General features: G+C 44.8%; 13 protein-coding genes. 5 read left to right on the forward strand and 8 right to left on the reverse strand.

What is annotated here, in order from left to right; all coding sequences use genetic code 11:
- Positions 1-121: 121 nt before the first annotated feature.
- From MHI30_RS15735 to MHI30_RS15755, 5 genes are all read right to left on the reverse strand, one after another.
- The gene (locus MHI30_RS15735; protein ID WP_075751941.1) at positions 122-550 is read right to left on the reverse strand and encodes a MarR family transcriptional regulator; all 429 of its coding nucleotides are present in this window, start codon (positions 548-550) and stop codon (positions 122-124) included.
- A gap of 24 nt (positions 551-574) precedes the next feature.
- Entirely contained in the window at positions 575-2173 is a 1599-nt protein-coding gene (locus MHI30_RS15740; protein WP_075752487.1) for an acyl--CoA ligase, read from the reverse strand.
- A gap of 133 nt (positions 2174-2306) precedes the next feature.
- Positions 2307-2519 carry an alpha/beta-type small acid-soluble spore protein gene (locus tag MHI30_RS15745; protein ID WP_003184396.1) on the reverse strand — a complete coding sequence of 71 codons (213 nt, stop codon included), beginning with the start codon at positions 2517-2519 and terminating at the stop codon, positions 2307-2309.
- Between the two features lie 111 nt (positions 2520-2630).
- The gene (thiI, locus tag MHI30_RS15750; RefSeq protein WP_023855502.1) at positions 2631-3836 is read right to left on the reverse strand and encodes a tRNA uracil 4-sulfurtransferase ThiI; all 1206 of its coding nucleotides are present in this window, start codon (positions 3834-3836) and stop codon (positions 2631-2633) included.
- A gap of 7 nt (positions 3837-3843) precedes the next feature.
- The gene (locus MHI30_RS15755) at positions 3844-4989 is read right to left on the reverse strand and encodes a cysteine desulfurase family protein (RefSeq protein WP_075751940.1); all 1146 of its coding nucleotides are present in this window, start codon (positions 4987-4989) and stop codon (positions 3844-3846) included.
- 193 nt (positions 4990-5182) lie between these two features.
- On the opposite strand from MHI30_RS15755, the gene brnQ reads away from it, so the two are divergent.
- Positions 5183-6520, forward strand: coding sequence for a branched-chain amino acid transport system II carrier protein (gene brnQ, locus MHI30_RS15760; RefSeq protein ID WP_075751939.1), 1338 nt, complete (start codon positions 5183-5185; stop codon positions 6518-6520).
- Between the two features lie 107 nt (positions 6521-6627).
- On the opposite strand, the gene ezrA is transcribed toward brnQ, so the two are convergent.
- A complete protein-coding gene (ezrA, locus tag MHI30_RS15765; protein WP_075751938.1) occupies positions 6628-8322 on the reverse strand; it encodes a septation ring formation regulator EzrA in 1695 nt (564 codons plus the stop codon).
- A gap of 187 nt (positions 8323-8509) precedes the next feature.
- Between ezrA and hisJ the strand changes: the two genes are divergently transcribed.
- Entirely contained in the window at positions 8510-9322 is an 813-nt protein-coding gene (gene hisJ / locus MHI30_RS15770; protein WP_075751937.1) for a histidinol-phosphatase HisJ, read from the forward strand.
- On the opposite strand, the gene refZ is transcribed toward hisJ, so the two are convergent.
- A complete protein-coding gene (gene refZ, locus MHI30_RS15775) occupies positions 9315-9953 on the reverse strand; it encodes a forespore capture DNA-binding protein RefZ (protein ID WP_075751936.1) in 639 nt (212 codons plus the stop codon). The two genes, hisJ and refZ, sit on opposite strands and share 8 nt — an antisense overlap.
- Positions 9954-10082: 129 nt before the next feature.
- On the opposite strand from refZ, the gene MHI30_RS15780 reads away from it, so the two are divergent.
- On the forward strand, positions 10083-10577 hold the full coding sequence (locus MHI30_RS15780; protein WP_075751935.1) for a GAF domain-containing protein: 495 nt from the start codon (positions 10083-10085) through the stop codon (positions 10575-10577).
- Between the two features lie 13 nt (positions 10578-10590).
- Here the strand turns inward: MHI30_RS15780 and MHI30_RS15785 are convergent, their stop codons facing one another.
- The gene (locus MHI30_RS15785; RefSeq protein WP_075751934.1) at positions 10591-12282 is read right to left on the reverse strand and encodes a GGDEF domain-containing protein; all 1692 of its coding nucleotides are present in this window, start codon (positions 12280-12282) and stop codon (positions 10591-10593) included.
- A 331-nt stretch (positions 12283-12613) separates the two neighbouring features.
- Here MHI30_RS15785 and rpsD point away from each other — a divergent pair, with 331 nt between their 5' ends.
- Together rpsD and MHI30_RS15795 are read left to right on the forward strand one after the other, a co-directional pair.
- Entirely contained in the window at positions 12614-13216 is a 603-nt protein-coding gene (gene rpsD, locus MHI30_RS15790; RefSeq protein ID WP_075751933.1) for a 30S ribosomal protein S4, read from the forward strand.
- A gap of 287 nt (positions 13217-13503) precedes the next feature.
- Positions 13504-13734 carry a hypothetical protein gene (locus tag MHI30_RS15795; RefSeq protein ID WP_075751932.1) on the forward strand — a complete coding sequence of 77 codons (231 nt, stop codon included), beginning with the start codon at positions 13504-13506 and terminating at the stop codon, positions 13732-13734.
- The last annotated feature ends 193 nt before the right edge of the window (positions 13735-13927 follow it).

Below are 13927 nucleotides of genomic sequence, written 5' to 3' on the forward strand. Positions count from 1 at the left end.
GTTTATATATTTCATATTACAAGTTGTATTATGCAAGTTATATTATACATCCTTCTTTCAATAAATCAACCGATTCAAAAGAAAAAGGCTGATGATCGTCTGACCACCAGCCTTTATCCGCTTATTTGCTCCACTTTTTAAAATCCTGATTCAGTCTGATCAAATGAGTTTCCAACGTGGTCAGTTCTTCTTTTGTCCAGTCTTGAAGAACCTCCGTGTATACATGATAGCGGGCCTTTTGCACTTTTTTCAGAGTATCAATGCCCTCCGAAGTCATTTCCACAAGGCTGATCCGGCCGTTGTTGGGATCAGGAAAACGCCTGATGAGCTTTTTCCGTTCCAATGCTGCAACCTGTCTGCTCGCTGTCGAAAGATTCAGCATTAAGGTTTCAGCCAGCGAGTTGATGGCAAGAGGACTTTGCTTATCAAGCTCGCTTAACAGCAGATATTCCGAGCGGTCCAGACTTCCGAACCGCGGACTGTAGGCCGTGGTCAGACGGACTAAAAGCGCGATTTCCTTCTCGATGTTTCGGAGTGAGTCATGCCCCAAAGGATATTCCCCCCTCTTGTGTTGTTATTCAGCTTTTGTTTTAAGAACGATTTCCCGTTGTCTTAGTTCAAAGCGCTTAATTTTCGCCGAAGGCGTTTTCGGCAGTTCTTCGATGAATTCTATCTCCCGGGGGTATTTATAAGGGGCCGTCATGGCTTTTACATGGTTTTGCAATTCCTTTGTCAGTTGTTCATTTCCGCGGGATCGATCCTTTAAGACAACATATGCTTTCACGATCGATCCCCTGATTTCGTCAGGGCTTGCCACAACAGCACATTCTTTGACCTCAGGATGCTTGATCAGCGCATCTTCCACTTCAAACGGGCCGATTGTATATCCTGAGCTGATGATCACATCGTCATTGCGGCTTTCAAACCAGAAATAGCCGTCTTCATCCTTTCGCGCCTTATCCCCTGTTATAAAGTAATCCCCTCTTCTTTGGCGGAGCGTTCGTTCTTGATCTTTGTAGTATTCTTTAAAGAGAGCCGGCGTGCTTAAGTGGACGGCGATATCGCCCGTTTCGCCCGGCGGACAGCTCTTTCCATTCTCGTCTATAATATCAACCAGGTTTCCAGGCGTCGGTTTTCCCATGCTTCCAGGCTTGATTTTCATTCCTTTTAAAATCCCCACCAACAGCGTGCTCTCCGTTTGTCCGTATCCGTCCCGCACAGCAATGTGAAAATGCTTTTTAAATGTATCAATGACTTCCCTGTTCAACGGCTCCCCGGCCGAAACAGCGCTGTGCAGAGAAGACAGGTCAAAGCGGGACAAATCATTGACTTTCGCCATGAACCTATACTCTGTCGGCGTACAGCACAGCACATTGATTTGATGGCGCTCAATCAGCCGCAAATACGTTTCCGGCGTAAATTTCCCGTGATAGATAAAGCCTGTTGCACCGCTGCCGAGCACTGCTAAAAACGGGCTCCATACCCATTTTTGCCAGCCTGGCCCCGCTGTCGCCCAGACGAGATCCCCTTCTGAAATGTCAAGCCATGCGGAAGCTGTCGTTCTTAAGTGAGCATAAGCCCAGCCGTGTGTATGTACAACTCCTTTTGGCTGACCGGTCGTGCCGGATGTGTAAGATAAAAATGCGATGTCATCGCGAGAGGTATCAGCCACTTGAAAATCCGCTGCAACGGCCTGATTCATTTCTTCAAGCAGGTTGATCCACCCTTCTCTGCTTTCTCCGACGGCAAATAACGACAGCTCATCTTTTGCTTGAACATCTAGAAAAGCATCAAGAAATGCTGAATATACGACGGCTCCTTTGACGCCGGCATGCTTGATCCTGTAATCCAAGTCTTTCGCCCGGAGCATTTCGGAACATGGGATGACCACCATTCCAGCTTTTAAAATGGCCATGTAGACGGCATATGTCTCGGGGATCCGCGGCATCATCACGATAAGCTTGTCACCTTTTTTCAGTCCAGAACGGGTCAATATGCTGCCGATTTTGTAAGCCCTTTCAATCAATTTTTCATAGGTCCATGACACTTGACGCCCTGATTCATCTTCCCAGATCAAAGCGGTTTTATCACGGAAAGATTTAAATTTTTCAATTTCATCAACCGCATTATACTTCTCCGGCGCAATCAAATCTTCTCTTCTCAACCCTTCCATCTCCTTGTCTTGTGCCATCTTTTTATTATACATAATCCTTTCTTACAATTGTATTCCGAAATGCCTATTTTGCAGAACATAAAAAAGAGTGGGGATTAAACCCCACCCATTATCCATTGCTTTTTAATTTTCATTATTGTTGTGTTCCACCCATTTGCTGTTGAGCGAAAGAAACTAAACGCTTAGTGATTTCTCCTCCAACTGAACCGTTTGCACGAGAAGTAGTTTCTGCTCCAAGGTTAACGCCAAATTCAGAAGCGATTTCGAATTTCATTTGGTCGATAGCTTGAGCAGCACCAGGAACCAATAGTTGGTTAGAACTGCTTTGTCTGTTGTTTTGAGCCATGTGTTCTCACCTCCTTGTGAGTATAGATTGTGTAAAAACACATGACTTCATACAAAGAATGTTTGGTAATTGTATGCAAAAACAGACAAAGGCGTTTGATCGAATAATCCTTTAGAAAAAGTCCGCAAATTGATCTTTCGTTTCCGCTTTGCTGCTCAAAACAATCGTTTCCGTGTTCTCCACAGCTTCGTTGATGAGCGGTTCGAAATCTGTGTAGCTTTCAAAGTGTTCGATTTTTTCTTTTTTCGGACGCGTTTTCGGCGCAGAAGGCGTGAAGATCGTGCAGCAGTCTTCGTACGGACGTATGCTGATATCGTACGTATCGATTTCCTTCGCTTTTTCGATGATTTCCGTCTTATCCATGCCGATTAAAGGGCGCAAAACCGGCGTGCTTGTGACCGCGTTGATGGCATACATGCTTTCGAGCGTCTGGCTTGCCACCTGGCCGAGGCTTTCTCCTGTAAAGACGGCAAGCGCGTTATGACGTTCGCGCAGTTTGTCGGCGATCTGCAGCATCAGCCTTCTGGTCGCCGTCATGGAATAGTTTTCGGGAATCTGCTTTTGAATGAGCTCTTGGGTTTTCGTAAACGGAACGATATGAAGCTTGATGTCTCCGCCGAAAGCCGTAAGGCGTTTAGTGAGATCGATCACTTTTTGCTTGGCCCGCTCGCTTGTATATGGCGGGCTGAAAAAGTGAACGGCTTCGATCTCAAGCCCGCGCTTCATAGCATAGAACCCGGCAACAGGGCTGTCAATTCCGCCGGATATCATAAGCATCGCTTTTCCTCCGCTTCCGACCGGCAGTCCGCCCGCACCTTTTTCATCCCGGAATGTCAAATACGTAGCATCTTCCCGAATTTCGATCCGCAAATGGATGTCCGGGGAATGAACGTCAACGGTAAGATCATCGGTGTTGCGCAAAATGTGTCCGCCGATTTCGGCATTCATCTCATTTGTATTTAATTCAAACTGCTTATAAGCCCTTTTCGTCGATACTTTAAAGGTATCTCCGGGCTTGTATTGTTCTTGAACAGACGCGAGCGCCGTCTCTTTAATGCTTTCCAGATCTGTCCGGCACTTCACGGCAAGACTGAACGATTGGATGCCGAAAACGTTTTTCAGACGGGCCATTACGGCTTCCGCGTCTTCTCCGTTTAATACGAGAGTCATCCTGTCACGTGTTGACTCATAACGGACGTTGCGGAAATCGCGCAAGACCATTTTGATATTTCTTTTCAGGCGATCGACAAAAAGCTTTCTGTTCTTTCCTTTTGTTGAAATTTCGCCAAATCTGATTAAAATATAGTCTTCATTCATTGTGTCTCTACCTCATAATTCCTTTTAGTTTGTGTAAACTTTCTTTTAAGGCCGTCATAAACGGGCCGACAATCTCCTGATTGTCCCGGTATGTCATGCTGATTCTGATGCTGCTTGCCGCTGCATCTTCACCTTTTCCCATTGCTAAAAGCACCTTGCTCGGCTTATGCTGTTTTGAAGAGCATGCTGATGTCGTCGATACGAAAATACCCCGCTCTTCTAGCATATGCAAAAGGACCTCGGCCTTCAATCCCGGCACGGAAAAATTAATGATATGCGGCGCGCTGTTTTCTTCCGGCGTATTTAATATAACACCTTTTAGATCTTTTAGCTCCTTGATAAAAGCCGATTTTGCCGCCTTTATTTCTTCTATATAATGGTTATAATCCTGTTTTGACATATTGATCGCTTTTGCAAGCGTAACAGCGCCGGCGGTATTTTCAGTTCCGGCACGCCTGTTGTTCTGCTGTTCTCCTCCGGAAATCAAAGGAAAAAGCGAAATCCGTTCGTTCAGAATGAGCGCTCCTGTTCCTTTTAAGCCGTGAAATTTGTGGCCCGATATCGTACAAAGGTCAAAGTCTGCCCCGGAGATGTCCAGCGGAACCTTGTTAATGCCTTGAACGTGATCAACGTGAAAGTATGCCCTTGTGTTTTCTTTTACGATTTTGCCAATGTCTTCCACAGGCTGGATGACGCCTGTTTCATTGTTGACGTGCATGATGCTCACCAGAATCGTGTCTTTGCGGAGCGCTTGTTTCAGATCTTCAAGCGAAACAAATCCGCGGCCGTCGACAGGAAGATATGTAACCTCAAAGCCGAAGGCCGTCTTCAGCTGCTCCAAAGATTCCGTCACAGACGGGTGTTCAATGGAGGAAGCAATGATATGTTTTCCTTTTTGCATATGTGCCAAAGCAATGCCTTTCAGCGCCATGTTATTGGCTTCTGAAGCGCCGGACGTAAACACGATATCATGACTTTTTAGCGAAAGCGCCGTTTTGATCTGTTTCCGCGCTTCTGAAAGCAATTGATCCGCTTCAATGCCGTGGCGGTGCAGCGATGACGGGTTGCCGAAGAAGCGCTGATTTACTTGTTCATAAATTTGTAATAATTCAGGATATGGTTTTGTTGTTGAACTATTATCAAGATAAATCATGATCTACTCCTTTAAAAATGAACGTTCTTTTTCATGACTGTATATGTTATCATATCAACTTGTAATTGAAAATTAAAAATAAATGTTTGACTTCTCTGATTTTTAAAATATAATAGTCTTTGGACTTTTGTCATATTATATCACGAAAATAAATTGACAGAAAATTTAAACAACAACCAGGAGGTTCTTTTTAATGAAAACTTCACTATCCGCTAAGGAAACGACGGCGATTGGACTTATGCTGTTCGCCCTCTTTTTCGGAGCGGGAAATATGATTTTTCCTCCCCAGCTAGGTCAAGCTGCCGGAGAGAATGTTTGGCCGGCTATCATCGGATTCTTGCTGACAGGCGTTGGTCTTCCGCTGCTCGGCGTCATCGCGGTTGCTCTAAAAGGGAGTGCAAAAGGCCTAGCTGACAAAGCCCATCCGGTCTTCGGCACGATATTAATCGTCAGCATTTATTTGACGATCGGACCTTTGTTTGCTATTCCAAGGACAGGAAATGTTTCATACGTAATAGCGGTAGAGCCGTTTTTAGGGAAACATTCATCAAGTCTTTATCTGTTTATCTTTACCCTGATATTTTTCGGAATCACTTATTTCCTGTCTTTAAACCCAAGCAAGCTTGTTGACCGCATCGGTAAAATTTTAACACCGATATTATTGACTGTAATCGCGATATTAGTCATCAAAGCGTTTATCACCCCAATGGGCAGCATCGGATCTGTGACAGAGGCCTATCAATCCGCACCTCTGTTTGTCGGATTTTTAGAAGGGTATAAAACGATGGATGCGATCGCTTCAATCGTATTTGGAATTGTCGTTATTACCGCGATTAAAGACCGCGGCGTTACAAATCCAAAGTCAATCGCCGCTTCATGCATCAAAGCGGGGATAGTCGCTGCAGTCGGTCTCGGACTCGTTTATGTTTCTCTCGCTTATTTAGGGGCGACAAGTGTTGAAACCGTCGGTTCGCTCGACAACGGCGGCGAAATATTGTCCAAAGCTTCCGCGTATTTGTTCGGCTCGCTTGGAAATGCCGTGCTCGGTATCGCGATCTTGTTCGCCTGCCTGACGACGAGCGTCGGACTCGTTTCCTCTTGCGGAGAGTATTTTTCAAAGCTGATTCCGAAGCTCTCTTACAAAGCTGTTGTCATCATCGTGACGCTTTTCAGCCTTGTGATTGCCAATTTCGGACTGACAGAAATCATCTCGTTTTCAGTACCGATTCTGTCGGCGATTTATCCGCTTGCGATCGTTGTCGTTTTGCTCTCATTCATTGACAAGCTGTTTGCTGAACGGCGCGAAGTCTATATCGGTGCCCTTATCCCGACTGGAATTTTAAGCATCATCGACGGATTAAACGCGGCGAAAATTCCGCTGGGGCCGGTTAACGATATCTTAAAAGCGAACATCCCGCTGTTCAGCATGGGTGTCGGCTGGGTCATTCCGGCTGTTATCGGCGCGGTGATCGGTTACATTGTGACATTTTTTATCGCTTCGCCGAAAGACAAATTAAAGAAAGTCAGCTGATCTTTGAAAAACCGGCTCTGTTTTTAAACAGGGCCGGTTTTTTTATCTTTCATTGCAGCTTTAGATAAAAAAACCCGACACGCCTCTTCACGTGCCGGGTTTTTGCTCTATTCAGGCTGCTTCGCGTCCGCTGCAAGCCGGGCCACTGCTCCCGGCGACGCTTTTTCCACCGCTCTGGCGGCAATGTCGTAAGCCTCTTCATACTGATATGCGTAAAAACTGTTCTCTGCTTCTTTCAGCTGTTCGGAAAGAATCCGGTCCTGGCTTCTGAATCGGTTGCCATATTGGATGATGCGTTCGATCAGCAAAACCATTTCAACCAGTTCATCCGTCTTTGTTTTCACTTCTGTGACAAGCTGTTCCGCCTCTTGAAGGCGTTCGTTCACCGCATCCATGTTCAGCGGCAGCTCATTCAGCTGTTCTGTCACTTTCTGCACAGTCGTCTGCGACTGCCGGATCTTTTCGGTTATGGCCTCCGGAATGCCTGGAACATTGCTTTTCTCCAGGCTTCGCGCCGTATCTTTGATCGTCCGCTTCAATTGCTTGAGAAGCTCTCTTGCCTGAAGCTCTTCTTTTCTCAGCATTTGCAGCATGTCCCTGTATTCGTCATGCTCCCGTTGAGCGGCTTCCATCTGCTTTTCGATATCCGCAAGCTCTTCTTTTAACAGCGAGTAGGCGACATGTTTCTGATCAAGCCTTTCTCTCACTTGTTCGAACTGCTTTTCGATCATTTCAAGGCGCTTTTCGTATGACTGCTGTTTCTCCAGTTCTCCGGTTGTCAGTCTGTAGCCTTTCTTAACGAGCTCGGTTTCAGCTTCGGTATCCTTTTTGGAGGCTTCAAGCTTTTCCAATGCAGCGGCAAGCTCAGGCACTTTCCCCAAAATTTCCTGCCCTGCTTCGACTTCATGCTCCAGCTGGTTATACAGCGTCTGGATCGTTTCATCAATCATCTGCACGATTGCGGCGGCTTCTTCTAAATCAAGTTCGTCCAAAAGCGCACCTTCAGCGCGCTTCAATTCTTTCAAAAGGTTTTCGAGCTCCTTCTCCACTTGAATATGATCGAGCTTGTACCCTTTATCGATCATTTCCTGATAGCCGGCTTTCAATTTGGCAAGTTCCTGCGGAACGGTCTGCTTGCAGCTTGCAAGCAGTTTCGGCACATCGTCTATGTATGATTGAAGCTCTTCAAGCAAACGGTCTTGGGCAAGCAGCACCTTTCTGGCTTCTATATAATTTCCGCCTTCTGTTTCCTCTTCAAACTGTTTAATGCCTTCCCACACGGTGTCGAGGTCGGCTTCAATTTTCTCATAGAGGTCTCCGTACAGGTGGCTGTATGCCAAAAGGTTTTTCCGCACTTTTGTATACCGTTCTTTTACCTCTTCGATTTCTTTGCGGTTCTGCTCTTCGCTCGAGACAAGATCGGCGATTTCCTTTAAGATGTCTTCAATGTTGGATTCAGCCGCTGATAAAAGATTCTCAATATGCGCAAGCACCTGTTTCGATTTTTGAAAACGGTATTTGTCGGCGCAATCCTCGGCTTCAAACAGAAGCTCTTCGACTTTGGGCATATGCGAGGTGACGATTTCATCCCATTCCCGGCGCCACCTTTCAAAGAATTCCTCAGTCTGCCCCGTCATTTTCAGATGCTTGATTTTTGACATCTCTTCCACGATCGATCGGTTCATGATTTCAATTTTCCAAGCTTCTAAACGGTCGATCTCTTTATATATATTTTTTCTGAATAAGTAGCCCGTAGCGAATAAGATTAAAAATAACGCCAGTAAGCCAATGACAAACTCCATAATGAGCCCCCTTGCTGTTTATCTGTTCTGTCAGGGTATGATATTTGAAATTGTTATGTAAAAATGAAGTTAAACTATCGTTTTCATTGTTCTTATGATACCATGTAACCAACATTTTTTGAGCAGAATTTTTAATTTTTTTACATCAAAGTGACAACATCTGACTATTTTTTTACGGGGTGACATCATGCTGAAACGAGACGGTCATGTTCATTCTCCTTTTTGTCCGCACGGATCAAAAGACGAATTCAGATATTATATAGAAGAATTATGCAAAAAAGGCTTCCGATCCGTATCCTTCACCGAGCATGCGCCGCTTCCGCCTTCATTCATGGATCCGACTCCGGAGAAAGACAGCGCCATGCCGATCTCCGAGCTGGACCGCTATATTGAACGGCTGACCGAACTGAAGACAGAATACAAAGGACAGCTCGACGTTTTGATCGGTCTTGAAGTCGATTATATCCGCGCCTTTGAACACGAAACGAAAGCTTTTCTCGATCAATACGGCACGCATCTTGACGACAGCATTCTTTCCGTTCATTTTTTGCCGGCCGGATCTTCGTACATCTGCCTTGACTACGATGAAAAAGCGTTTCAGCAGCTGATCGGCTGCTACGGCAGCACAGAACAGGTCTATCTCGCCTATTATGACGAAATCTATTCTTCCATTGTATCACCGCTGGGAGCATTTAAGCCAAAACGAATCGGCCACATCACGCTTGCGAAAAAATTTGTGAAGCTGTTTCCGTATACGATGTCAGAAAGCGTCAGAAAATCAGTCTCCTCCTGTCTGGATGAAGCTGCAAAACGCGGATTCGAACTTGACTTTAATACGTCCGGCCTCCGCAAGCCTTATGCAGGCGACGTCTATATGGAAGAATGGATGATAAAAGAAGCGGAACAAAAAAACATCCCGCTTGTCTTTGGGTCTGACGCCCACCAAGCAGAGGATGCCGGATTTGGTTACGAACAGTTTGAGAGCCGCTTTGCTAAATAACGGCGGCTTGCCGACCTTCTCTGTACAACAGACTGAGAAGCCATGTTTTGACTTCCTTGTAATACGCCTGATAAAAGTACGGCTCGTGCGGCTGTACATAAAGCACTTCTGAAATATATTGAGGCTGCAGATAAGGCATCATTAAAAGCGACTTCAGCTGAATCATAAAATGGGAAAGGGGAAAACGGGAAAATTCGTTGTCCTCATTTCCCTTTTCAATGATCAGATGGAGAATGTACTTTTCTTTTGTTAAATATGTCGACAACACTTCACGATTCAGTGTGGAATCGATCGTGACTTCGCGATAAACAAACCGAGTTAATTGACGATGCTCATGCTGATACGATAGAATATCAAAAACCAATTGAAGAAGGCAATCCGTTGCACCTGCATCCTGAAGGCGTTCATAACCCTTTTCAAGGACTCTTAAATAGCCTTCATAAAAACGGGATATCAAATGCTCCATTAAACCGCCTTTTCCATTAAAATAATAGGAGATGTGGGCGACATTAACATTGGCTGCTCGGGCAATTTCGCGGACGGATGTTCCTGAAAAACCTTTTTGGTTGAACAGCTCCACGGCAGATTCGATGATCCTGTCCTTCGTGGTTGAAATAGCGTTTGATCCCATCTTGTTTCACCCCTTCTTACTTAAAACAATTCCACTTCAAACGGAATTGTTCCTGTAAAAAGTGCTCGACAAATAGCATCACGGCAAGCGTGTTTTTGCCATTTCAAAGAAAAAGCGAGGGAAATTATCATGTTTCATGTCGAAAAAACAGAAGGCAGCAAAGAAAAAAAATACGAGCTTCTCCTCAAACAGATCGATGCGCTGACAGAAGGCGAACCTGATATGATCGCCAATACAGCAAACGCCTCCGCTCTTTTGTATCAATCATTGGAAGACATCAACTGGGCGGGTTTTTATTTTGCCAAAGACGGCGAGCTTGTGCTCGGGCCGTTCCAGGGACTTCCTGCATGCGTAAGAATCCCGTTCGGGAAAGGCGTCTGCGGCACCACTTATACAAACGGCCGGGTTGAGCGCGTTGAAGATGTGAACGCGTTCCCCGGACACATTGCGTGTGATGCGGCATCCCAATCCGAAATCGTAGTTCCGCTTGAAGTTGACGGGAACATCATCGGAGTGCTCGATATCGACAGCCCGATTAAAAACCGCTTCGACGAAACGGATGAATATTATTTGAAAAAGTTCACAGAGAAGCTTGGAGAGCGTTTAAGCGAAAAGAGCCGGTAAATCCGGCTCTTTTTTAATGTGTCATGAACCTGTTTTTCCCGTTCCGCTTTGCATTGTACAGCGCGACATCCGCCTCTTTAAAAAGGTCGGATAAAGATTTCGGACGATCCTGAGACCAATGGGATACCCCGCACGAAATCGTCACCGTCGGATCCGTATATTCCCTGACAAGCATTATGAGCCTTTCAGCAAGCATTTCACCGGCGTTCAGCCTTGCTTTCGGCAAGTATACCGCAAGCTCTTCTCCTCCCCACCTTGCTGCGACATCCTGGTCGCGGATGTTTCGCTGGATCACCCGGGCGACTTGAATGAGAATATCATCGCCTTTCTGATGGCCGTACGTATCGTTAATCTGTTTAAAATCATCGATATCAATCAATACGAGCACGCCGCTCTCATCCGCTTTCATACTGTATCCGATTTTTTCATCGAAATAGCTTCTCGAGTAAAGCTCTGTCAAACGGTCTGTTTGAACAAGATACTTCAGCCGGTCGCGCAGCATCAAATTCGATACGGCGAGCGTGGAATGCCTGATCAGCGTCTGAAACAGCTTAAACATCTCAAACGAAAAGGAGCAGACGTTTTTTTTCAACACGATGACAAATCCTTTGTTTTCATTATTTTCCAGCATCGGAACGCCCATTAATGAAGCATATCCTTCATTCCCAAAAAGCGAAGAACCGTTTCCGACAAACACCCCGTTTTCCTCTGAAATCTTTTCTTTAACATAGCGGATGTATGGAAGGGCATCATCAGTCTGAAAAAAACTAGTGCTTTTCGGCAGCAGGTTTTCCTCGCCCAAGTGATTTTTATAAAAAAAGCCCACTTCTTCGGCACCAAATGAACTGATCAGCCTTTCGGACAAACTCTTCATCATATCCGGGAGGCGTTTCGTCCGGTTCAGCTGATGCGATGTTTCATTAATCAGCTCCAAATTTGAAATCATATTCTGCGACTGTTCGTAAAGCCGTGAATTTTCAAATGCTTTCCCTGCCGCATTCGAAATAATGCATATATCCGCTGCCGTATCGGCAGCGCCTGGTCCAAAGGCTTTCAAAACGCCGTACGTTCCCTGCCGGCCTTTAATCGGAATGTATACTTCCGCTTCATTTTTGCTCTTCACCTGTCCTGATAAGTATGCCTCCAAGGCGAAAGAATCGGTCGATTCGCTTTGCACATCCAACTCTATCGCAGGGAGGTTGATGTATTGATCCTCATCGTATGACAAGAAAAGACAATACGTTAAAAAAGGAAACACACTCCTTAAGCTTTCGAGCATTGTCTTGAGCACCTGCTCCTGATCCATCAGCTCATGCAGCAGCTCCGTCTTTTCATAAATCTTTGTTTTCTTAAGCTCATCACGAAATAATGCGTCAAGCTCCAGACAATGCACCAAAAACAGATGAATGGATTCCGCGAGACGTTCTGGTAATTTATGATTCTTTTGACATGAAAGTTCTATATATTTGCTGTTTTCTTCTATTGTTATAATGATATAATAATCATTAACTCGACTGATTTGGTCGTTCGCTCCCTGCGGTCTTGAAGAAGGACGCAATGAAAGAGATATAAACGAAAAAAATGACTCTGCTGCCGCTTTTAGCCAGGCAACAGAGTCATCGTACGAGACTGCCGGCCTTTTTAAAAGAAATTGGAACAGCTTCTGATGAAAAGACAGATATAGGTCTTCAGTTTGTTTATTCATGGTCATCACCTTAAAAAAATCCGTTTTGTGTATTTTATTTTCCTGATTATATCATAAAAAACAGGACTTTATACTTATTAACGATTCGTGCTCTTTGGGACAGTCCATGAATGGTTGACTTTGCACAGCGGACATTATATAATCTTCTTTGTGTGAAATAATGCAGCCTTTTTGTTCTGCTTCTGTGTTTCATTTTGTTCCTTATCTATTAAGGTGTATCGTGTAACTCTTTGCTGCTGGAGCGAGGATACATGAAAACAAAATGGACATGGCTGAATTGAACAGATGGGTTTTATTTTCACAAAAATAAAACCAAAGGAGGAGTCACATTATGGCTCGCTATACAGGTCCAAGCTGGAAAATATCCCGCCGTTTAGGCATCTCTTTGAGCGGTACGGGTAAAGAATTAGAAAAACGGCCTTACGCACCAGGTCCTCACGGTCCGGGACAGCGTAAAAAACTATCAGAATATGGTTTGCAATTGCAAGAAAAGCAAAAGCTTCGCCATATGTACGGTGTGAACGAACGCCAATTCCGCAACCTTTTTGACAAAGCTGCGAAAATGGCTGGTAAACACGGTGAAAACTTCATGATTCTTCTTGAAGCACGTCTTGACAACATCGTTTACCGTCTTGGCCTAGCGCGCACTCGCCGCCAAGCACGCCAATTGGTAAACCACGGTCACATTCTTGTTGACGGAAGCCGCGTTGACATTCCGTCTTACCAAGTTAAACCTGGCCAAACGATTTCACTTCGTGAAAAATCTCAAAACCTTTCTGTCGTTAAAGAAGCGGTTGAAGTGAACAACTTCGTTCCTGAATACCTGACTTTTGACGCTGAAAAGCTTGAAGGTTCACTAACTCGCCTTCCAGAGCGTTCTGAGCTTCCTGCTGAGATCAACGAAGCATTGATCGTTGAGTTCTACTCTCGTTAATAGAAAATGCTCTTTAAAGAGCATTGGCAAAAACCCTGGAATCGCTGATATATTAGCGATTCTAGGGTTTTTTGTTGTCCTCCGTTGATTCGGGGAGATTGCGGGCTGTTGATAAGCCGGGAATAAAACGGACCCAGCCCATAAGCGTCGGGTTTTTGATAGATGATTTTTCTTGCAAGGTACCTCCTCACGAGCAAGATATGACAAACGTCTCCTTTTCTCTAATACAGATTTTCGGTAAAATCAAATCGTTGGTTAAAGAATGAAAACGGGGGAGTGACCAACAAATGCTTATGTTTTTTGGTAAGTTTGTCTTGTTCTACTTGTTCTGTTTAGCTGCATTCGCCATTTTCAAAGTCATGTACTACAATATCAGCAAAAAATGGGTTGCAAAGACTAAAGATGGCACTAAACTGAATTGGGCTTTGAATGTCTTTGTTAAACACGGTAAGAAAATGGACAGCAACGACTGCTTTGTTATGGGGGTGTTAGCGGGATGGTGTGCGATTTATTTATAAAAAACTCCCGGAAGGCTTCGATGAGAGCCGAGATCCGTCTCGCGATACCGCATCTTAGTGACTGCTTTTGTTTTAGTCTCGCCCATTTGACTGTCTCCGGTATCTCAAAACCATCCTGAATCATCACTGAAATTGATACGCCAAACAATCTTCGGAAATACGGGCTTCTCTCATTAAAAATCAAGTTAACAGT

This window comes from Bacillus sp. FSL L8-0528 (genome assembly GCF_038593085.1).
In the GTDB taxonomy this organism is placed as follows: domain Bacteria; phylum Bacillota; class Bacilli; order Bacillales; family Bacillaceae; genus Bacillus; species Bacillus paralicheniformis.

Coding starts and splice junctions, on each gene's coding strand:
- MHI30_RS15740 (WP_075752487.1), bottom strand. CDS start 2,173: ATGGAAGGGTTGAGAAGAGAAGATTTGATTGCGCCGGAGAAGTATAAT.
- MHI30_RS15745 (WP_003184396.1), bottom strand. CDS start 2,519: ATGGCTCAAAACAACAGACAAAGCAGTTCTAACCAACTATTGGTTCCT.
- thiI (WP_023855502.1), bottom strand. CDS start 3,836: ATGAATGAAGACTATATTTTAATCAGATTTGGCGAAATTTCAACAAAA.
- MHI30_RS15755 (WP_075751940.1), bottom strand. CDS start 4,989: ATGATTTATCTTGATAATAGTTCAACAACAAAACCATATCCTGAATTA.
- brnQ (WP_075751939.1), top strand. CDS start 5,183: ATGAAAACTTCACTATCCGCTAAGGAAACGACGGCGATTGGACTTATG.
- ezrA (WP_075751938.1), bottom strand. CDS start 8,322: ATGGAGTTTGTCATTGGCTTACTGGCGTTATTTTTAATCTTATTCGCT.
- hisJ (WP_075751937.1), top strand. CDS start 8,510: ATGCTGAAACGAGACGGTCATGTTCATTCTCCTTTTTGTCCGCACGGA.
- refZ (WP_075751936.1), bottom strand. CDS start 9,953: ATGGGATCAAACGCTATTTCAACCACGAAGGACAGGATCATCGAATCT.
- MHI30_RS15780 (WP_075751935.1), top strand. CDS start 10,083: ATGTTTCATGTCGAAAAAACAGAAGGCAGCAAAGAAAAAAAATACGAG.
- MHI30_RS15785 (WP_075751934.1), bottom strand. CDS start 12,282: ATGAATAAACAAACTGAAGACCTATATCTGTCTTTTCATCAGAAGCTG.
- rpsD (WP_075751933.1), top strand. CDS start 12,614: ATGGCTCGCTATACAGGTCCAAGCTGGAAAATATCCCGCCGTTTAGGC.
- MHI30_RS15795 (WP_075751932.1), top strand. CDS start 13,504: ATGCTTATGTTTTTTGGTAAGTTTGTCTTGTTCTACTTGTTCTGTTTA.